The following is a 17916-nucleotide window of genomic DNA, read 5'->3' as shown; positions in this document are numbered from 1 at the left end:
GCCGCCGGCGGTTCTGCTCAGGCGTCGTCGCGTTCCACCCGCAGTGCCCGCACCAGCTCGCTCGCGGCCTTGCCGAGCCCCGTATGCTTCGGCCGGCGCAGATACACGGGCAACGACAGCCCGTTGCGGATGTTCGCGAACACGAGCGGCGCGAGTTCGCCGTCTGCAACGTATCGGCCGATCACGGAGGCCGGCAAATTCGCCCAGCCATGTCCGGCCTTGACGAGTGCGATCGCGGTGGCCATGTCGGTCACCTTCCACGTGCGATTGCCGATCAACGGCCGCACGTCGGTCAGCGGCCGCTCGGGATCGGCGATCACGATCTGCCGAAAGCCCGACAACCGCTCGATCGCTTCGGGTCGCGCGCCTTCGGCGATCGCCGGATGGTTCGGCGCGGCGACTGCGATGAGCGTCTCGGTCCACAGCGCATGAATCTGCTCCTGCGGATGAAGGTCGAGCCCGCAGTACGCCACGCAGAGATCGACGGCGGTGCGATGCAGCGCGTCGACGATCGCGTCTTGCGGCGCCGTGACGACGCTGATTGCAAGCGCCGGATACTTTTCGGCGACCGCTGTCAGTGCGCGAGCGACGGGCGCCGGGTCGATTTCGGCCGCGACGCCGAGCCGCAACGTGTCTTCGACACCTTCCGACAGGTGTTGTGCATGGGCGCGCAGTACCTGCAACTGCTCGGCGATCGAGCGCGCATCGGGCAGCAGCGCGATCATCGCGGCGGTTGGCGTCGGTTCGCGCGTGCCGCGATCGAACAGCACGAGATCGAGTTCGGCCTCGAGGTTCGCGATCGCCATGCTGATTGCCGACGGCGTGCGGCCGAGCGCCCGCGCGGCGGCGGAAAACGAGCCTTTGTCGATGACGGTCAGCAGCATGTCGATGTGGTCGCTGGTCAGCATGCGCCGAGCCTCCTGTCAGAAAAATTGAAAGGACCTGACTTTTGCGGACACGCTACCCGCTGATAGTCTCGCCACCTTGTTCGACAGAAGGTGGATGGTCATGCAAGGGTGGAAGAGACGCATAGTCTACGTCGTGATGTTCGAGGTGCTCGGCATCCTGATCGCATCGTCGGTGCTCGGCATGCTGAGCGGCGCGAGCGTCGCGACGAGCGGCCTGATGGGCGTGATGATCTCGACGACGGGCGTTACCGTCAACTTCCTGTACAACCTCGCGTTCGAGGCGTGGGAGCGGCGTAGTGCTGCGACGACGCGCACGGTCGGGCGCCGCGTGCTGCATGCGATCGGCTTCCAGGTCGCGCTCGTGACGTTCCTGATCCCGCTGATCGCGTGGTGGCTCGACGTATCGCTGCTGCAGGCGTTCCTGTACGACGCGGTGCTGATCGTGTTCTTCCCGATCTTCACGTTCACGTACAACTGGGCGTTCGACAGCGTGTTCGGGTTGCCGGATTCGGTCACGCGCAAGGCGGAGCCGGCAGTGCGGTAAGCCGCACTCGCGGAATTGCGCAGGCAGATTGACGGAACGGACGCGCCGGTGACGCACGGCGGTTGATGAAGCGGCGATGCGGCGCGTATCCGCATCGTCATTGAACAGCGAGGAGAACGGGCGGCTCAGAAGCCGCCCGGGAGCACTTACGCGGTGACGAACTCGTGCACGAAGCGGTTGAACACGGCGGGGCTCGCCGCATTCATCCCGTGCGATGCGCCGGCAACCGTCTGCCGTTGCGCATTCCCGATCCACTGCGACAGCGTATCGACGTTGTTGCGGAACATTTTCGGGCTGCGCTGGCCGTCGATCAGCAGCGTGCGGCATGCGATATCGCCGGCCGCGTGCTGCGAATACGCGGGCAGCGGGTCGCGCAATTGCTTCGGCAGCGTGCTCGCGTTGTCGATCGCCATCGTGCGGAAGCGCGACGTGCTTTTCTTCCACGCGCCCGGCAGGCTCACGGAATCGACGAACATCTCGAGGCCGGCTTCCACTTCGCCTTGCCCGATCAGGTTCACGGCCTGCGTGCGCAGCGCGATCGCAGCGGCCGGCAGCGCGGCTTCGCGCACGCCCGGCTGTTGCAGCGGGCCGCCCGGATCGGCGAGCGTCAGCGATTCGACGAGGTGCGGATGCTGGCGCGCGACGTTGAACGCGACGCTGCCGCCGCGCGAGTGGCCGACCAGATGCACGGGGCCGAGATCGAGCGCGTCGATGAATTCGGCGAGCTCGTCGACGTGGTTCTGCCAGCTGAACTCGTCCTGGATGCCTGCTTCGACGGCCGGCCAGTAGTGGCTGAGGCTCGGCGCGATGCAGCGGTAGTGGGCCGACAGCGCGGCGAGCTGCGGATCCCAGTAGCGGTAGTCGCACAGCGAGCCGTGCACGAACACCATCGGCGCGCCGCTGCCCCGCTCGACATACGGCAGGCTGATGCCTGACGAAAGCGTCGCAAATTGCAGGTCGGGGTTCGCGAGCACCGAAGGCTCGATTCGCATGTTCATGACTGAAAGACTCAAAGGTGCGTCAACACGACGCAACTATGCATCACGGCGACCTGCAAGGAAAACGCATAATTTTCATCGTGACGATCAATTTTATTGATGGCTCGGCCGCAAAGCCTTGTCGGAAGGGGATGGGTGTCGATGCTTTCAATCGTCTAACGATTGGTCGCGGCGCCCGAAAGGCCGGAAAAGGGCGTGCGGCGGCCTGCGCAACCGCGCATCGAAACCAGGGAAAAGGAAGGCCGTGAGCCGCCGCGAAAGCGGCTCACGCGTCAGCGCACCGCCAGCGCGGGCGCGGTCTGAAGCACGACGGGGAGGTCGTTGTCGGCCGCGAACTGCATCGCGAAATCGAATGCGTCCGCACACACGCTGCGCAATTCGTCCGACACGAACAGGCATTTGACGTTGCCGTCGACGACGGGCATCGCGAGCCGCGACAGCGCGCAAGGATAGCCGGGCCGCCGTTCGCCGACGAACAGCGTGATGACGCCCGCGAGCCGCTCGGGCCAGTCGCTCGGACGGAAGGTTTTCTGCGCGTGCGTGACGCCGCGGATCAGGTGGCCGGTAATGCGGCCCTGTTCGGTGACTTCGATGCGATCCATGCCGTGCGTGTCCTCGTTCGCGTCATTCGCCGCCATCGGCAGCCGCATCGCCGCGCGCGGGAATCCGCAGGTTGCGCAGCTTGTGATAGAGCGTTTTCTTCGGCATCCCGAGCGCTTCGCTTGCGTCCGCGACGTTGCCGTTGTGACGCTGCAGCATGTCCTCGATCAGCATCCGCTCGAAATACGCGAGCTGCTCCGCGAGCGTGCCGCCCGCGGCCGGCGTGCCGCCGGACGACAGCAGGCTGTCGCCGGTCAGCCCGAGCACGAAGCGGTCGGCCACGTTCTGCAGCTCGCGAACGTTGCCGGGCCACGCATGCGTCATCAGTTCGGACACCTGCGCAGCCGTGACGACCGGCGCCGGCTGCCCGAAGCGGCGCGCGGCCGCGAGCACGAAGTGTTCGAACAGCAGCGGCACGTCCTCGCGCCGCTCGCGCAGCGGCGGCAGTTCGATCTGCGCGACGTTGAGGCGATACAGCAAGTCCGCGCGAAAACGGCCGTCGGCCGCGAGCTCGGCGAGATCGGCCTTCGACGCGGCCACCACGCGGCAGTCGACCGGAATCAGTTCGTTCGCACCGAGCCGCTCGACCACGCGCTCCTGCAGCACGCGCAGCATCTTGACCTGCAGCGGGATCGGCATCGTCTCGATCTCGTCGAGGAACAGCGTGCCGCCGTCCGCCCATTCGATCTTGCCGATGCGCTTCTTGATCGCGCCGGTGAATGCGCCGGCTTCGTGGCCGAACAGTTCGCTCTCGAAGACTTGTTCCGGCAGGCCGCCGCAGTTCACCGCAACGAAATGCGCGTCGCGCCGGCCGCCGAAGTCGTGCAGGCTGCGCGCGATCAGCTCCTTGCCGGTGCCCGTCTCGCCGGTGATCAGCACCGACACCGACGTATCGGCGAGGCGCAGGATCTTCTTGCGCACGTCGGCCATCGCGGGCGACTTGCCGAGCACGAACGCCTCGATGCCCTGCCAGTTGTTCAGCGCCGCGCGCAGCCCCTGCACCTCGAGCGTCAGGCGGCGCTTCTCGACCGCGCGCGCGACGCGCCCCGCGATCACGTCCGACGAAAACGGCTTCTCGATGAAGTCGTACGCGCCGACCTGCATCGCGCCGACGGCCGTCGAAATGTCGGCATGGCCGCTGATCAGCACGACCGGGATCTGCGCGTCGATGGCCATCACGCGATCGAGCAGCTGCAGCCCGTCGATGCCCGGCATCCGCACGTCCGACACGATCACGACCGGCGCGCCGGGCGCGACGTGATGCAGCGCGTCGGCGGCCGACGCGAACGCGTCAACTGCGAAGCCGGCAAGCGCTACCGCCTGCTCGACGCCGATCCGGACGTTTTCATCATCCTCGACGACCAGCACCCGAATCTCATCTTCCATGCTCTGTCCTTTGCAGCGTGGCCGCCGCGAATTCGATACTGAACTGCGCGCCGCCTTCGTCGCGGTTCGTCGCGGCGATCTTCGCGCCGAACGCCTCGACGATGCGCGACGTGATCGCGAGGCCGAGTCCGAGGCCCTGGCCGCGCAGCTTGGTCGTGACGAACGGCTCGAACAGGTGCGGCAGCACGTCGGGCGCGATGCCCGCGCCGCTGTCGGCCACCGTGAAGCGCACGCGGCCGGCCTCGTCCGGCCCGGCGGCCTCGATGACGATGCGGCGCACGGGCGCATCGTGCACCGCATCGAGCGCGTTGCCGAGCAGGTTCACGATCACTTGCTGCAACTGGCTCGACTCGGCCGACACGGCGGTGCCGGGCGCGATGTTCACGTCGAGCTGTACGCCTTCGTCGCGGATCCGCGCATCGTAGATGAGCCGCGCATGCGCGACGGCCTCGTTCAGCGACACCGCGACGCGCTCGACGTCGGGCTTGCGCGCGAAGGTCTTCAGCTCGCCGGTGAGCACCGCCATGCTGTCGACGAGCTTGCCGATCCGTTCGAGATTGGCGAGCGCCGGCGCAGGCTGGCCGCGCTCGAAGAACGTGCGCGCGTTGTCGCACAGCGTGCGGATCGCGACGAGCGGCTGGTTCAGCTCGTGCGTGAGGCCGGCGGCCATTTGCCCGAGCACCGCAAGCTTGCCCGCATGCACGACTTCCTGCTGCGATGCGCGCAGCCGCTGCTCGGTGCGCTCGCGCTCGACGATCTCGCGCTGCATCCGTTCGTTCGCGGCCGTCAGCGCGGCCGTGCGCTGCGCGACGGTCAGCTCGAGCTGGTCGTTCGCGCGCCGCAGCGCGTCCTGCGCGTTCAGCCGCGCGACGATCGCCCGGCGTCGCTGGATCGCGTAGCCGGCCAGCAGCGCGGCGATCAGGAACGCGCCGGTGACGAACACGAAGGCCGTCTGCTGCTGGCGCCGCGCGCCCGCGATGTCGAGCAGCACCATCAGCGAATCGCCGGCCTGCGGCGCGGGGCGCGACATCACGAGATAGCGCGTGGTGCGGCCGCTGTGGCGCGTATCGGGGAAGGTGCCGAACCACGCGGCCGCGCTGCGGTCGCCGATATGGCGGTACGGCAGCACGTCGACCGTGCGGCCCGCGTATTGCCGCGACGCCTGGATGTCGTGCTGCTGCTGCGCGGTGATCGGGCGCAGCGCGGTGAATTTCCATGCGGGTTCGGTCGAGATCACGACCACGCCGTTGCGGTCGACGACCATCGCGGCGACGCCCGGCGCGCGCCACGCCGATTCGAGCGGATCGACGCTGATCTTCACGGCGGCCACGCCGATCGGCACGCCCGCGTCGCGCACCGCGCTGGCGAAGTAGACGCCCGGCACGCCGGTGTTGGTGCCGATGCCGAAGAAGCGGCCGCTGCCGCGCGCGAGCGCGTCCTTGAAGTACGGCCGGTACGACACGTTGGTGCCGACGAAGCTGAGCGTCTCGTTCCAGTTGCTGGCGGCGATCACGTCACCCTGCAGGTCGATCACATCGACCGCGCCGCTGCCTGCGTCGCGGTTCACCGCTTCGAGGTAGGTGTTGACCGTGTGCACGAGCGCGGGGGCGTCGTGCGGCGCGGCTTTCAGCATCGTGCGCACGCCGTCCTGCCGCGCGACCAGGCCGGGCAGGATCTCGAAGCGGCCGAGCTCGCTCTTCAGGCTCGACGCATACAGGTCGAGCCGGTGCGCGCCGGCTTCCTCGAGCGCGTCGATCGCGCGTTCCCACGCGAAATCGACGGCCGCGGCCGCCACGCACACATACAGCACGCCGGCCGATGCCCAGCCCCACCACGGGATTCCCTTGAAGCTCTTCTGCACGTTCGCCCTCATCGAAGCCCGCAATCGTCCGCACGGCACGACGTCCGAAACGACGCCCCGAACGACGCGCGCCGCGCGCCGGCTGGGCCGGCGGCGGCGCGTGCAAAGCGGCCTGCGCGACGGTGCGCGCGGCGGCGCGTCATCCGAAGTGGGCGATCAGGATCAGCGTGACCGTGACGACGATCGCGCCGCCGATACGCGTCGCGATCTGCGCGAACGGCATCAGCTGCATCCGGTTCGCGGCAGTCAGGATCGCGACGTCGCCGGTGCCGCCTTGCCCGCTGTGGCAGGCGTTCACGATTGCGGTGTCGATAGGGTACATCTTCATCAGGCGGCCGACCACGAAACCGGTGCCCATCAGCGTCGCGACGGTCGACACGATCGTGACCACGTTGACGATCGTGAACGCGGCGGTCAGCTTGTCCCACGGCGTCATCGCGACGCCGATCGCGAACAGCAGCGGATACGTGACGGCGGTCGAGAAGAACTTGTAGACGACGAACGCGCCTTCCTGCAGCGGCGGCGACACCGCACGCGCGAGCTTCACGAGCACCGCGAGGAACAGCATCGCGACCGGCGCGGGCAGGCCGAACAGCTTGTGCGCCATCAGGCCGACCAGGTACAGCGTGATCGCCGTGATGCCGGCACCCGCGATGTGCGAGACGTCGACGTGGCCGCGGATTTCCTCGTTCTCGGGCGTCATGTCGCCCGATTCGCCGACCTGCAGGCGGCCGTTGCCGGTCAGGTGCGGGAAGCGCTTGCCGATCATGTCGAGCGCGCCCGACAGGATGATCGCGGTCAGGCTGCCGAGCATCACCGGCGGCAGCACCATCGCGAACATCTCGCCTTGCGGCAGGTGCATCAGTTCCGAATACCCGATCGACAGCGGAATCGCACCTTCGCCGACACCGCCCGCCATGATCGGCACGACGATGTACAGCAGCGTGTGGCGCGCGCCGAGCCCGAGCGCGGTGCCGACCGCCGTGCCGACGATCGCGGCCGCGACCGAGCCGGCCGCGAGCGGGATGAAGATCTTGACGAAGCCCTGGATCAGGACGCGGCGATCCATGCTCAGGATGCTGCCGACGATGATCGACGCGATGAACAGGTACAGGAAGTTGGTCGACTTCGTGAATTCGACGGTCAGGTTCAGCACCGGTTTCGGCAGCACGTGGTAGTACGTGAGCGCCGACGGCACGAAGGTCGCGAAGATCGCGGCCGCGCCGATGTTGCGCAAGAGCGGCAGGCGCTTGCCCAGTTCCGCGCAGGTGAAGCCGAAGAATGCGAGCACCGCGATCGCCATCGAGATCTCGCCGGGTACCTTGCCGGTCACCGAGAAGCCGACGATCAGCGCGAGCAGGATGAAGTAGACGGGCAGCGGAATGATGCCGATGCGGATTTCCATCAGTTTCCACCAGCCTTCCGGCCAGAAGCGCTCGCGCGGGGCGGCGACGGCATCGGAAACCGGCTCCGGATGGGACGGGGTATGGATAGAGGTCTGCAAGACGTGTCTCCTGATGTTGGTATGCCTGCATGGCTTCGCGGCATCGTGTGCCGTCTATTACGCAACCCCCGTGCCAGAAATCCGGCCTGCCGGAATATTTTTAATTCATTGATTCATAAGGGGTTTGTTTCGTCTGCTGAAAGATCGGCCCGACGGGCTGGCCGAGATTTCGGAATTCGCCCGCCGCCCAGGCCGAGATTTCGGCCAGCCGGCCGGCCGGGCGCCCGGTCGTGCCCCTGATCCCGCATGGCTTCCGCCATATCGCCGCGCGCGATTTTCTTCGCACAAACGCTTCGTAGACCGCCCCCGCGCCGCTCTCTATCATCGGCTGATCTTTTCCGATGCGTTTGACCTCTGTCCGGAGAACGCCCGTGCGTTCGCCGCGGCGTCGCTCATCCATCGATACCGTCTTTGGACAGGAGAGTGGTTTCATGCTGCATGCCGTTTTTTCCGCCCGCTTTTCCGCCGGCCGCGTCGCGCGCCTGCTGGCCGCCGCCGTGCTTGGCGTCGCATTGCTCAATGGCGCGCACGCCGACACCGCGCCGCTGAAGGTCGGCATCTCGACCAGCCCGCAGATCGAAGCGCTGAAGGTCGCCGCGAAGGAGGCGAAGGCGCAGGGGCTCGACGTGAAGATCGTCGAGTTCACCGACTGGAATACGCCGAACGCGGCGCTCGCGAACAAGGACATCGACGTCAACTACTTCCAGCACATCCCGTTCCTCGAGAACGCGAACAAGCAGGGCGGCTACAACTTCGTGTCGATCGCGCCCGGAACGATCATGAAGATCGGCCTCTATTCGAAGAAGGTGAAAAGCTTCAGCGAGCTGAAGGACGGCGCGAAAGTCGCGATCGCGAACGATCCGGTGAACGGCGGGCGCGGGCTGTTGCTGCTGCAGCGCGCGGGGCTCATCACGCTGACGCCGGGCGCCGACTACCGCGCGACGACGCACGACATCGTGTCGAACCCGAAGCACCTGAAGATCATCCCGCTCGAAGCGTCGCAGCTCGCGCGCTCGCTCGACGACGTCGATCTCGCGCAGGGCTACCCGAGCTTCATCAAGCTCGCCGGCACGACCGACCCGAACAGCGCGCTGCTGTTCGACGGCACCGAGAACAAGATCTTCGCGATCCAGTGGGTCGTGCGGCCGGACAGCGTGAATGATCCGCGCATCCGCAAGTTCATCTCGATCTACCAGCACTCGCCGGCGGTGCGCAAGGCGCTCGACAACGCGTTCGGCTCGCTGTACGCGATCGCGTGGTAACGGAGGCGGCATGACGACGGCGAACCGCAAGAAGATCCTGCTCAACGCGTTCAACATGAACTGCGTCGGGCACATCAACCACGGGCTGTGGACGCATCCGCGCGACCGCTCCGCGCACTACACCGATCTCGACTACTGGGCCGACCTCGCGAAGACGCTCGAACGCGGCAAGTTCGACGGGATCTTCCTCGCGGACATCGTCGGCGTGTACGACGTGTTCGGCGGCGGGCCCGACACCGCGCTGCGCGAATCGGTGCAGGTGCCCGTCAACGATCCGTTGCTGCTGGTGCCCGCGATGGCGCAGGTCACGCGGCACCTCGGCTTCGGCGTGACCGCGAACCTCACCTACGAGCCGCCTTACCTGTTCGCGCGCCGCATGTCGACGCTCGATCACCTGACGAAAGGGCGCGTGGGCTGGAACATCGTCACCGGCTATCTCGACAGCGCCGCGCGCGGCATGGGCCTCGCGCAGCAGATCGGCCACGACGACCGCTACGAGCGCGCGGACGACTACATGGACGTCGTCTACAAGCTGTGGGAACAGAGCTGGGACGACGATGCGGTGATCCGCGATGCGAAGGCGCGCGTGTTCGCGCAGCCGGGCAAGGTGCGGCGCGTGAAGCACGACGGGCCGTTCTATTCGATCGACGCGATTCATCTGAGCGAGCCGTCGCTGCAGCGCACGCCGGTGCTGTACCAGGCCGGTTCGTCCGCGCGCGGCGTCGAGTTCGCGGGGCGTCACGCGGAATGCGTGTTCGTGAACGGGCAAAGCAAGGCCGCTGCGCGCGCGGCGACACTCGACATTCGCGCGGCCGCTGCACGGCAGGGCCGCGACCCGGCGTCGATCAAGATCTTTGCCGGCGTGAGCGTCGTGACGGCGGAAACCGAACTTCTGGCACGCGAGAAATTCGACGAATACCGGCGCTACGCGAGCGCCGAAGCCGGCCTCGCGCATTTCGCGAGCTCGACCGGCATCGACTTCGCGAAGTACGGCCTCGATGAGCCGATCTCGTACGTGAAGACCGATTCGATCCAGTCGGCCGTCGACGCGATCTCGCGCAAGAGCACGACCGGCACGTGGACCGTGCGCCGCATGCTCGAACAGATGTCGCTCGGCGGCCGCTATGCGCCGATCGTCGGCTCGCCGTCGCAGGTCGCGGACGAACTGCAGTCGTGGATTGACGAGACCGGCATCGATGGCTTCAACCTGACGCGCACCGTGATGCCCGAGTCGTTCGAGGATTTCGTCGACTGGGTCGTGCCCGAGCTGCAGAACCGCGGCGTCTACAAGGAAGACTACGATCCCGCGCCCACGCTGCGCGAGAAGCTGTTCGGCGCGGGCCCGCGCCTGCCCGCGTGGCACACGGGCGCGCAGCACCGGCCGGCCGCCGTGGCCGAGCCCGCGCATCCCGCGCATGCGTGAACGTGACGGAGCGAAGCGATGACGCAATTGTTCGATACGCTGGGTTTCATCGATACGTCGGCCGTGCGCGCCGGCACCGCTGCCGCGACGCATGACGCAGCGGTTGCGTCGGCCGAATCGGCTGAATCGGCCGGCGGCGCCGCCGTGTCGCTGGAGCAGGTCGGCAAGGTGTTCGCGACGCCGCGCGGCCACGCCGCCGCGCTGCGCGACGTGACGCTCGACGTGCGGCGCGGCGAGGTCTTCGGGATCATCGGCCGCAGCGGCGCAGGGAAGTCGACGCTGCTGCGGCTCGTGAACGGCCTCGAACGGCCGAGCTCAGGCCGCGTGCGCGTGCAGGGCGTCGATGTCGGCGCGCTCGACGAGGACGGGCTCGTCGCGCTGCGGCGCCGCACCGGCATGGTGTTCCAGCATTTCAACCTGCTGTCCGCGAAGACGGTGTTCGAGAACGTCGCGCTGCCGCTGAAGATCGCCGGCGTGCCGAAGGCCGAGCGCGTGCGCAAGGTCGAGGCGCTGCTCGAGCTCGTCGGGCTTGCCGCGAAGCGCGACGCGTATCCGGCCAGCCTGTCGGGCGGGCAGAAGCAGCGCGTCGGCATTGCCCGCGCGCTCGTGCACGATCCCGAGGTGCTGCTGTGCGACGAGGCGACGTCGGCGCTCGATCCCGAGACGACCCAGTCGATCCTCGCGCTGCTCGCCGACATCAACCGCCGCCTCGGGCTGACGATCGTGCTGATCACGCACGAGATGGAAGTGATCCGCGCTGTGTGCGACACGGTCGCGGTGATCGAGCAGGGCGAAGTCGTCGAAACCGGCCCCGTGTGGCGCGTGTTCGGCGATCCGCGCCACGGCGCGACGCGCGCGCTGCTCAGCACGCTCGTGCACGACCTGCCGGCCGAACTGGCGGCGCGCGTGCAGCCGCTGCCCGAGCAGGCCGCGTTGCCCGACGGCGCGCAGGTCGTGCTCGACGTCCGCTATACGGGCGAGAGCGGCGGCGAGCCGGATGTCGGCGCGCTTGCGGCGGCACTCGGCGGCTCGGTACGGTTCCTGCACGGCGGGATCGAGCGTATCCAGGGGCATGCGCAGGGGCGGCTCGTGATCGCGGCAGCGCCGCACGCGGACGACGCCGGCCAGCCGGCGTCGCGCGGCGGTGCGGTTGCCGCGCTGCTCGAACGCGCGCGCCGCCACGCGAATCACGCGGAGGTGCTCGGCTATGTTTGACCTCTGGTGGCCCGAACTGCTCGATGCGATCCGCGACACGCTGTCGATGGTCGCCGCGTCGGCCGCGATTGCCGCGCTGATCGGCATCCCGCTCGCGGTGATCCTCGTGACGACCGCGCCCGGCGGCATCTACGAGCGGCGTGGCGTGAACGCGGTGCTCGGCGCGCTCGTCAACGTGTTCCGCTCGACGCCGTTCATCATCCTGCTCGTCGCGCTGCTGCCGTTCACGCGCGTGCTGATCGGCACGACGATCGGCGTCTGGGCGGCCGTCGTGCCGCTGTCGATCGCCGCGATCCCGTTCTTCGCGCGGATCGCCGAGGTGAGCCTGCGCGAAGTCGACCGCGGGCTGATCGAGGCCGCGCTCGCGATGGGCGCGAAGCGCCGCCACATCGTGTGGCACGTGCTGCTGCCCGAAGCGCTGCCGGGCATGCTCGGCGGCTTCACCATTACCGTCGTCGCGCTGATCGGCTCGACGGCGATGGCGGGCGCCGTCGGCGCGGGCGGCCTCGGCGATCTCGCGATCCGCTACGGCTACCAGCGTTTCGACACCACCGTCATGGCGACCGTGATCGTGATCCTGATCGCGCTCGTCTCGGCCGTGCAAATCACGGGCGACCGCCTGGTCCGACGTGTGACCCGGCGTACCTGAGCGACGCCACAAGCGTCTGCTCGCTTCATTCATGATCCTGAGAGAAAGAACCTATGACCTTGCCCATCGGCGCGCCGCGCGAATGGAACGGACAATTCGAGGAAGCGCTGTTTCTCGACGTGGCGCGACGCCATCGTCCTGACTTCCCGGCCAAGCTCGCCACGCCGCCGCGCGAGCCGCACAACGACGACGAGCTGGCTGCCGTCGCCGACTACTACACGAAGATGGCGTCGCACGACCTGTTCATCGTGCAGGTCGTCGCAAAGGCGATCGACACGCTGTTCCGCGACGATCCGCATTTCCAGCTGATCCTGTCGCGCCAGCTCGGCGACGACGGCGCGCACGCGGTGATTGGCCGCGAACGCGTGACCGAACTGACGGGGCGTGATCCGCTGCAGGAAGTCGACCGGCTCGTCGCCGCGCACTGGGCGCGCATCGGCGACATCGCGGTGCGCGACATCGCCGGCTTTCTCGCGTTCGAGTGGCATTACGAGCTGCACATCCTCGCGAAGCTGTGGATCCAGCGCAAGACCGGCCGCATCGGCGATTCCGCGATGCGCGAGCACGGCGAGAACCGGATCCGGCCGGACGAGGAATGGCATCGCGTGCAGATCGTCCAGTGGTGGTTCGACACGTTGAAGGCGCTGCCGGCGGCCGAGCGTGACGCGCTGATCGATCGCGTGATCGCGGCCGACGAGGAAACGCAGGCGCGGCTCGACGGTTACCTGCACGACGAGTACGCGCATACCGCGCACGTGTTCGGCGCGGATATCGCCGAATACCGCGCGATCTACGACGACTGGCGGCGCGAGATCCTGTCGCGGCTGACCGGCCGCCCGCTCGACGCGCTCGTCCCGCTGTCGGGTGAAGCGGTTGCGCAGGAAGCCGTCGCATGAACGATCCACGCGGCCCGGCGACCTTCGCGCCCGATACCGATACGCCCGCCTTCGACCCCGCCGCGCTGGCGCGGGCGATCGACGCGTTGCGCACCACAGCCGCCGCGCGCGACCGCGCGGGTGGTCATGCGGCGCAGGAGAAGCAGTGGCTCGCCGATGCGGGCCTGCTGACGCTCGCGGTGCCGCGTGCGTTCGGCGGACGGGAAGCCGCTTGGCCCGAGATATACGATGCGATCCGGCAGATCGCGCGCGTCGACAGCGCGCTCGCGCATCTCGTCGGGTTCCAGTGCCTGCAGGTGGTGAGCGTCGACGTGTGGGGCAATGCCGCGCAGCGCGAGCGTTACCTGCGCGGCACGGTCGAGCAGCAATGGTGGTGGGGCAATGCGGTCAATCCGCTCGACACGCGGCTCGTGGCCACGGCGACGCCCGACGGCGGCTACCGGCTCGATGGCGTGAAGGGCTTCTGTTCGGGCACGCGCGGCTCGCAGCGGATGACGGTGTCCGCGCACGATCCGGACACGGGCCGCACCGTGTTCGGCGTGGTGCCGACCGATCGCGCGGGGATCACGGTCAACGAAGACTGGGATCCGATCGGCCAGCGCCAGACCGACAGCGGCAGCGTGCGCTTCGACGGCGTGACGCTCGCGCCGGACGAGGTGCTGCATCGTTCCGAGGCGCCGCCGACGCCGCGCGCGACGCTGCGCACGCTCGTGTCGCAACTGGTGCTGACCAACCTGTTCGTCGGGCTCGCGGAAGGCGCACTGGCGGAAGCGCGCGACTACGTGCTGAAGCATGGCCGCCCGTGGATCCAGTCGGAGGTCGCGCAGGCGAGCGACGATCCGTACACGCTGCAGCGCTTCGGCGACATGCGGGTGCGGGCGATCGCCGCGGCGGCGCTGGCCGATCGCGCGGCCGCCGCGTTGCAGCGAGCATGGGCGCGGCAGGATGCGCTGACGGCGGACGAGCGCGCCGAGGTGGCGCTCGCGGTATCGGAGGCGAAGATCGTCGCGCAGCGCGCGGCGCTCGAGAACGGCGAGGCGCTGTTCGACGCCTGCGGCGCGCGCGCGACGGCCGCGTCGCTCGGCCTCGACCGCTTCTGGCGGAACGCGCGAACGCATACGCTGCACGACCCGCTCGACTACCGGCTGCGCGACGTGGGCCGGTTTGCACTGGCCGGGGAGTGGCCGCCGGCGTCGCTCTATACCTGAAGGACCGACACCGGAGCGGGCGGGGCCCGCTCCGGACAAAACCCGACCGGCCTGCTGGACGCCCAAAATGATATGTTATATCGTTGCGATACAATATATCATTCTCTTTCCAACGTCCTCGACCGGAATCGCCCGATGAGCCCCGCACTTCCCCCGTCCACGCGGCTTCCCGTGACCGTCCTGTCCGGCTTCCTCGGCGCCGGAAAGACGACGCTGCTCAACCACATCCTCAACAATCGCGAGGGCCGGCGCGTCGCGGTCATCGTCAACGACATGTCCGAGGTGAACATCGACGCCGCGCTCGTGCGCGACGGCGGCGCGGGGTTGTCGCGCACCGACGAGAAGCTGGTCGAGATGAGCAACGGCTGCATCTGCTGCACGCTGCGCGAGGATCTGCTCATCGAGGTCGACCGGCTCGCGCGCGAAGGGCGGTTCGACCAGCTCGTGATCGAATCGACCGGCATCTCGGAGCCGCTGCCGGTAGCCGAGACGTTCACGTTCGAAGGCGAGGACGGCCGCAGCCTCGGCGAAGTCGCGCGGCTCGACACGATGGTGACGGTGGTCGATGCGTTCAATTTCCTGCGCGACTACGCGTCGCGCGACAGCCTGCAGTCGCGCGGCGAATCGATGGGCGAGGAGGATGCGCGCACGGTCGTCGATCTGCTGATCGACCAGATCGAGTTCTGCGACGTGATCGTGATCAACAAGATCGACCTGATCGACGCAAACGCGCGCGAGCGGCTGGTCGAGCTGCTGCGCGGCTTGAACCCGCGCGCACGGATCGAGATCGCCGAATTCGGCAAGGTGCCGCTCGAACGCGTGCTCGACACGGGCCTGTTCGACTTCGACGAAGCCTCGCGCGCGCCGGGCTGGCTGCAGGAGATGCGCGGCACGCACGCGCCCGAGACCGACGCGTACGGCATCCGCAGCTTCGTCTATCGCGCGCGTCGGCCGTTCCATCCGCAGCGTTTCTTCGATCTCGTCGAAAGCGAATGGCCGGGCGTCGTGCGCTCGAAGGGATTCTTCTGGCTCGCCACGCACCCGACCGTCGCCGGTTCGTGGTCGCAGGCCGGCGCGGTCGCGCGGCACGGGCCGGCTGGCTACTGGTGGGCGGCCATGCCGCCCGAGCGCTGGCCGCAGGACCCGGAAGCCGTCGCGCAGATCCGCGCGCGCTGGGACGAACACGTCGGCGATGCACGGCAGGAACTCGTGCTGATCGGCATGGACATGGACGAGCCCGCGCTGCGCGCGCGCTTCGACGCGTGTCTGCTGACCGACGCCGAGATGGCCACCGGCCCCGAGCACTGGACCACGTGGGACAACCCGTTTCGCGACTGGCCCTGACTTGACCGCGCTTCCTGCATCGATCCGGATGGAGAAGGCGCTCCACCGGATTCCGAGCATGAACGCACCCCTTCCCGATATTTCCCTGACTGATGCCGCACCGGGCGGCCGCCCGCTCGAATGGGTCGGCATGCAGGGCATCGACCTGCCCGTTGCGGTGGCCGAGCCCGGCTGCCGGCGCGACGTGCATGCGCGCGCCGACGTGCAGGTCGATCTGCCTGCGCCGCACGTGAAGGGCATCCACATGTCGCGGCTGTACCGTCTGCTCGACGGGCTCGGCGACGGCGCGGCACTGTCGCCGGCCGGCCTTCAGCGTGTGCTGGATGCGATGGTCGACAGCCATCGCGACTGCGATACACGCCGTGCGCGGCTACGGCTGCGCTTCGACTTGCTGGCACGCCGCGCCGCGCTGGTGACGGACGGGCTGGCCGGATGGAAAGGCTATCCGGTCCGGATCGACGCGACGCTGACCGGCTCCCGGTTCGAACTGCGCGCGCAGGTGACGGTCGCCTATTCGTCGACGTGCCCGTGCTCCGCGGCGCTGTCGCGGCACTGGGTCGAGCAGGCGTTCCTGGCGGCATTCGGCCGCGACGATCGCGTGGCGCCGGCGGCGATCGCCGCGTGGCTGAAACGGCGCGCGACGGCGGCCACGCCGCACAGCCAGCGCAGCGAGGCCGTCGTCAGCGTGGCGCTGCCTGCCGATCGCGCGACGCTGGGGCTGATCGACCTGATCGATCGTATCGAGCACGCGCTCGGCACGCCGGTGCAGACGGCCGTCAAGCGTGCGGACGAGCAGGCGTTCGCGGTGCTGAACGGCGGGAACCTGATGTTCGTCGAGGATGCCGCCCGCCGCGTCCGGGCCGCGCTGGATGACCTCGGCCACGATGCGACCCCGCACGTGCACGTGCGCCATCTGGAAAGCCTGCATCCGCACGATGCGGTGGCCTGGGCCGCGCCGGTGCGCGAAGGCGCCGACGCATGCTGATCCGCAAATTGTTCCGCTTCGAGAACGCGCACGTCGTGCGCGGTTGCAGCACGCGGCGCTGCTCACATTCGATCCACGGCCATTCGTACCGCGTCGAGCTGCTGCTGGAAGCGCACGCGCTGGATCGCGGGCAGATGATCTACGACTTCGGGCTGCTCAAGGGTGACGTGCGCGACCTGATCGACGCGTTCGATCACGCAGTGACGTTGTGGGCGGAGGATGACCCGTGCTACGTCGAGAGCATGCGCCGGCATTCCGAGCGCTGGGTGCTGCTGCCCGTGTCGCCGAGCGCCGAGCAGTTCTCGCGCGTGTTCTTTCGCCTCGTCGATGCGGTGCTGTCCAGCACCCGCATGACGAACGGCGAAGCCGACGTTCGGCTGCATTCGATCATCGTTCACGAAACCGATACCGGTTACGCGCAGTGCTTTCGCGACGATGCGTTCAACCCGCGCATGGGCCGCATCGACCTGGACGCGATCGTGTTCGCGCCGGCCGTCGCCGGACAGTGGCGCGATCCGGGCCTGTTCGAGCGGATCAAGCGCGACTGTCCACTTTCAAGGCAGGAATCCTGATGATCAGAAAGAACCCGCGCGGCGACCTGCCGCAGATTCACCCAAGCGCCTTCGTCGATCCGACCGCCATTCTGTGCGGGCTCGTGATCGTCGAGGAGAACGTGTTCATCGGCCCGTACGCAGTGATCCGCGCCGACGAAACGGATGCCGGCGGCCGGATCGCACCGATCGTGATCGGTGCGCATTCGAACATCCAGGACGGCGTGGTGATTCATTCGAAATCGGGTGCGAGCGTCACCATCGGCCGGCACACATCGATCGCGCATCGCGCGATCGTCCACGGGCCGTGCAAGGTCGGTAACGGCGTGTTCGTCGGCTTCAACAGCGTGCTGTTCAACTGCACCATCGACGATGGCTGCGTGGTGCGCTACAACGCGGTCGTCGACGGCTGCCACCTGCCGCCGGGTTTCTACGTGCGTTCGACCGAGCGCATCGGGCCGGAAACCGATCTCGCGGCCATGCCGCAGGTGACGGCCGACGCGAGCGACTTCTCCGAGGACGTCGCACGCACGAACAATGCGCTGGTGCTGGGCTACAAGCACATCCAGAACGAGTTCTGAA

At 68.0% G+C, this 17916-nt stretch carries 18 protein-coding genes; 11 read left to right on the top strand and 7 right to left on the bottom strand.

Annotated elements, in window-relative coordinates; genetic code table 11:
* Window positions 1-17: 17 nt before the first annotated feature.
* On the bottom strand, window positions 18-908 hold the full coding sequence (locus LXE91_RS23820; RefSeq protein ID WP_039367867.1) for a LysR family transcriptional regulator: 891 nt from the start codon (window positions 906-908) through the stop codon (window positions 18-20).
* 100 nt (window positions 909-1008) lie between these two features.
* On the opposite strand from LXE91_RS23820, the gene LXE91_RS23815 reads away from it, so the two are divergent.
* Entirely contained in the window at window positions 1009-1452 is a 444-nt protein-coding gene (locus tag LXE91_RS23815; protein ID WP_039367945.1) for a PACE efflux transporter, read from the top strand.
* Between the two features lie 146 nt (window positions 1453-1598).
* Here LXE91_RS23815 and LXE91_RS23810 read toward each other — a convergent pair whose 3' ends face one another.
* The 6 genes from LXE91_RS23810 to LXE91_RS23785 all read right to left on the bottom strand — a co-directional run bounded on the left by LXE91_RS23810 (window position 1599) and on the right by LXE91_RS23785 (window position 8234).
* Window positions 1599-2450: an alpha/beta fold hydrolase gene (locus LXE91_RS23810; protein ID WP_039367866.1), complete on the bottom strand. Its 852-nt coding sequence runs from the start codon at window positions 2448-2450 to the stop codon at window positions 1599-1601.
* 272 nt (window positions 2451-2722) lie between these two features.
* Window positions 2723-3052, bottom strand: coding sequence for a DUF3579 domain-containing protein (locus LXE91_RS23805; protein ID WP_039367942.1), 330 nt, complete (start codon window positions 3050-3052; stop codon window positions 2723-2725).
* 22 nt (window positions 3053-3074) lie between these two features.
* Window positions 3075-4436: a sigma-54-dependent transcriptional regulator gene (locus LXE91_RS23800; RefSeq protein WP_039367864.1), complete on the bottom strand. Its 1362-nt coding sequence runs from the start codon at window positions 4434-4436 to the stop codon at window positions 3075-3077.
* On the bottom strand, window positions 4426-6309 hold the full coding sequence (locus LXE91_RS23795) for a sensor histidine kinase (protein WP_039367862.1): 1884 nt from the start codon (window positions 6307-6309) through the stop codon (window positions 4426-4428). The genes LXE91_RS23800 and LXE91_RS23795 overlap by 11 nt, the downstream gene beginning before the upstream one ends.
* A gap of 127 nt (window positions 6310-6436) precedes the next feature.
* Window positions 6437-7801 carry a 2-hydroxycarboxylate transporter family protein gene (locus tag LXE91_RS23790; protein WP_039367860.1) on the bottom strand — a complete coding sequence of 455 codons (1365 nt, stop codon included), beginning with the start codon at window positions 7799-7801 and terminating at the stop codon, window positions 6437-6439.
* A gap of 100 nt (window positions 7802-7901) precedes the next feature.
* Window positions 7902-8234, bottom strand: coding sequence for a hypothetical protein (locus tag LXE91_RS23785; protein WP_157644949.1), 333 nt, complete (start codon window positions 8232-8234; stop codon window positions 7902-7904).
* On the opposite strand from LXE91_RS23785, the gene LXE91_RS23780 reads away from it, so the two are divergent.
* The 10 genes from LXE91_RS23780 (at window position 8233) to LXE91_RS23735 (ending at window position 17915) form a co-directional block, all read left to right on the top strand.
* Entirely contained in the window at window positions 8233-9063 is an 831-nt protein-coding gene (locus LXE91_RS23780; protein ID WP_039367858.1) for a MetQ/NlpA family ABC transporter substrate-binding protein, read from the top strand. The genes LXE91_RS23785 and LXE91_RS23780 overlap by 2 nt on opposite strands.
* Before the next feature lie 10 nt (window positions 9064-9073).
* The gene (locus tag LXE91_RS23775; protein WP_039367857.1) at window positions 9074-10486 is read left to right on the top strand and encodes an LLM class flavin-dependent oxidoreductase; all 1413 of its coding nucleotides are present in this window, start codon (window positions 9074-9076) and stop codon (window positions 10484-10486) included.
* A gap of 18 nt (window positions 10487-10504) precedes the next feature.
* On the top strand, window positions 10505-11701 hold the full coding sequence (locus tag LXE91_RS23770; RefSeq protein ID WP_039367855.1) for a methionine ABC transporter ATP-binding protein: 1197 nt from the start codon (window positions 10505-10507) through the stop codon (window positions 11699-11701).
* The gene (locus tag LXE91_RS23765; RefSeq protein WP_011353926.1) at window positions 11694-12350 is read left to right on the top strand and encodes a methionine ABC transporter permease; all 657 of its coding nucleotides are present in this window, start codon (window positions 11694-11696) and stop codon (window positions 12348-12350) included. The genes LXE91_RS23770 and LXE91_RS23765 overlap by 8 nt, the downstream gene beginning before the upstream one ends.
* 53 nt (window positions 12351-12403) lie before the next feature.
* Complete coding sequence (locus tag LXE91_RS23760; protein WP_039367853.1) at window positions 12404-13246, top strand: hypothetical protein; 843 nt, start codon at window positions 12404-12406, stop codon at window positions 13244-13246.
* Window positions 13243-14454: an acyl-CoA dehydrogenase family protein gene (locus LXE91_RS23755; protein ID WP_039367850.1), complete on the top strand. Its 1212-nt coding sequence runs from the start codon at window positions 13243-13245 to the stop codon at window positions 14452-14454. Before LXE91_RS23760 ends, LXE91_RS23755 begins: the two co-directional genes overlap by 4 nt.
* 135 nt (window positions 14455-14589) lie before the next feature.
* Window positions 14590-15798, top strand: coding sequence for a zinc metallochaperone GTPase ZigA (gene zigA, locus LXE91_RS23750; protein WP_172625562.1), 1209 nt, complete (start codon window positions 14590-14592; stop codon window positions 15796-15798).
* Between the two features lie 58 nt (window positions 15799-15856).
* A complete protein-coding gene (gene folE2 / locus LXE91_RS23745) occupies window positions 15857-16783 on the top strand; it encodes a GTP cyclohydrolase FolE2 (RefSeq protein ID WP_172625563.1) in 927 nt (308 codons plus the stop codon).
* Window positions 16777-17355 carry a 6-pyruvoyl trahydropterin synthase family protein gene (locus LXE91_RS23740; protein WP_039367841.1) on the top strand — a complete coding sequence of 193 codons (579 nt, stop codon included), beginning with the start codon at window positions 16777-16779 and terminating at the stop codon, window positions 17353-17355. Before folE2 ends, LXE91_RS23740 begins: the two co-directional genes overlap by 7 nt.
* Window positions 17355-17915 carry a gamma carbonic anhydrase family protein gene (locus LXE91_RS23735; protein ID WP_039367838.1) on the top strand — a complete coding sequence of 187 codons (561 nt, stop codon included), beginning with the start codon at window positions 17355-17357 and terminating at the stop codon, window positions 17913-17915. The genes LXE91_RS23740 and LXE91_RS23735 overlap by 1 nt, the downstream gene beginning before the upstream one ends.
* Window position 17916: the final 1 nt, after the last annotated feature.

This window comes from Burkholderia contaminans (assembly GCF_029633825.1).
GTDB classification, from domain to species: Bacteria; Pseudomonadota; Gammaproteobacteria; order Burkholderiales; family Burkholderiaceae; genus Burkholderia; species Burkholderia contaminans.
The sequence above is the reverse complement of the archived record's forward strand: the minus strand, read 5'-3'. Positions and strand labels throughout refer to the sequence as shown.

What these genes read in the sequence shown, in the direction of transcription:
- LXE91_RS23820 (WP_039367867.1), bottom strand. Translation starts at nt 908, where the DNA reads ATGCTGACCAGCGACCACATCGACATGCTGCTGACCGTCATCGACAAA.
- LXE91_RS23815 (WP_039367945.1), top strand. Translation starts at nt 1,009, where the DNA reads ATGCAAGGGTGGAAGAGACGCATAGTCTACGTCGTGATGTTCGAGGTG.
- LXE91_RS23810 (WP_039367866.1), bottom strand. Translation starts at nt 2,450, where the DNA reads ATGAACATGCGAATCGAGCCTTCGGTGCTCGCGAACCCCGACCTGCAA.
- LXE91_RS23805 (WP_039367942.1), bottom strand. Translation starts at nt 3,052, where the DNA reads ATGGATCGCATCGAAGTCACCGAACAGGGCCGCATTACCGGCCACCTG.
- LXE91_RS23800 (WP_039367864.1), bottom strand. Translation starts at nt 4,436, where the DNA reads ATGGAAGATGAGATTCGGGTGCTGGTCGTCGAGGATGATGAAAACGTC.
- LXE91_RS23795 (WP_039367862.1), bottom strand. Translation starts at nt 6,309, where the DNA reads ATGAGGGCGAACGTGCAGAAGAGCTTCAAGGGAATCCCGTGGTGGGGC.
- LXE91_RS23780 (WP_039367858.1), top strand. Translation starts at nt 8,233, where the DNA reads ATGCTGCATGCCGTTTTTTCCGCCCGCTTTTCCGCCGGCCGCGTCGCG.
- LXE91_RS23785 (WP_157644949.1), bottom strand. Translation starts at nt 8,234, where the DNA reads ATGAAACCACTCTCCTGTCCAAAGACGGTATCGATGGATGAGCGACGC.
- LXE91_RS23775 (WP_039367857.1), top strand. Translation starts at nt 9,074, where the DNA reads ATGACGACGGCGAACCGCAAGAAGATCCTGCTCAACGCGTTCAACATG.
- LXE91_RS23770 (WP_039367855.1), top strand. Translation starts at nt 10,505, where the DNA reads ATGACGCAATTGTTCGATACGCTGGGTTTCATCGATACGTCGGCCGTG.
- LXE91_RS23765 (WP_011353926.1), top strand. Translation starts at nt 11,694, where the DNA reads ATGTTTGACCTCTGGTGGCCCGAACTGCTCGATGCGATCCGCGACACG.
- LXE91_RS23760 (WP_039367853.1), top strand. Translation starts at nt 12,404, where the DNA reads ATGACCTTGCCCATCGGCGCGCCGCGCGAATGGAACGGACAATTCGAG.
- LXE91_RS23755 (WP_039367850.1), top strand. Translation starts at nt 13,243, where the DNA reads ATGAACGATCCACGCGGCCCGGCGACCTTCGCGCCCGATACCGATACG.
- zigA (WP_172625562.1), top strand. Translation starts at nt 14,590, where the DNA reads ATGAGCCCCGCACTTCCCCCGTCCACGCGGCTTCCCGTGACCGTCCTG.
- folE2 (WP_172625563.1), top strand. Translation starts at nt 15,857, where the DNA reads ATGAACGCACCCCTTCCCGATATTTCCCTGACTGATGCCGCACCGGGC.
- LXE91_RS23740 (WP_039367841.1), top strand. Translation starts at nt 16,777, where the DNA reads ATGCTGATCCGCAAATTGTTCCGCTTCGAGAACGCGCACGTCGTGCGC.
- LXE91_RS23735 (WP_039367838.1), top strand. Translation starts at nt 17,355, where the DNA reads ATGATCAGAAAGAACCCGCGCGGCGACCTGCCGCAGATTCACCCAAGC.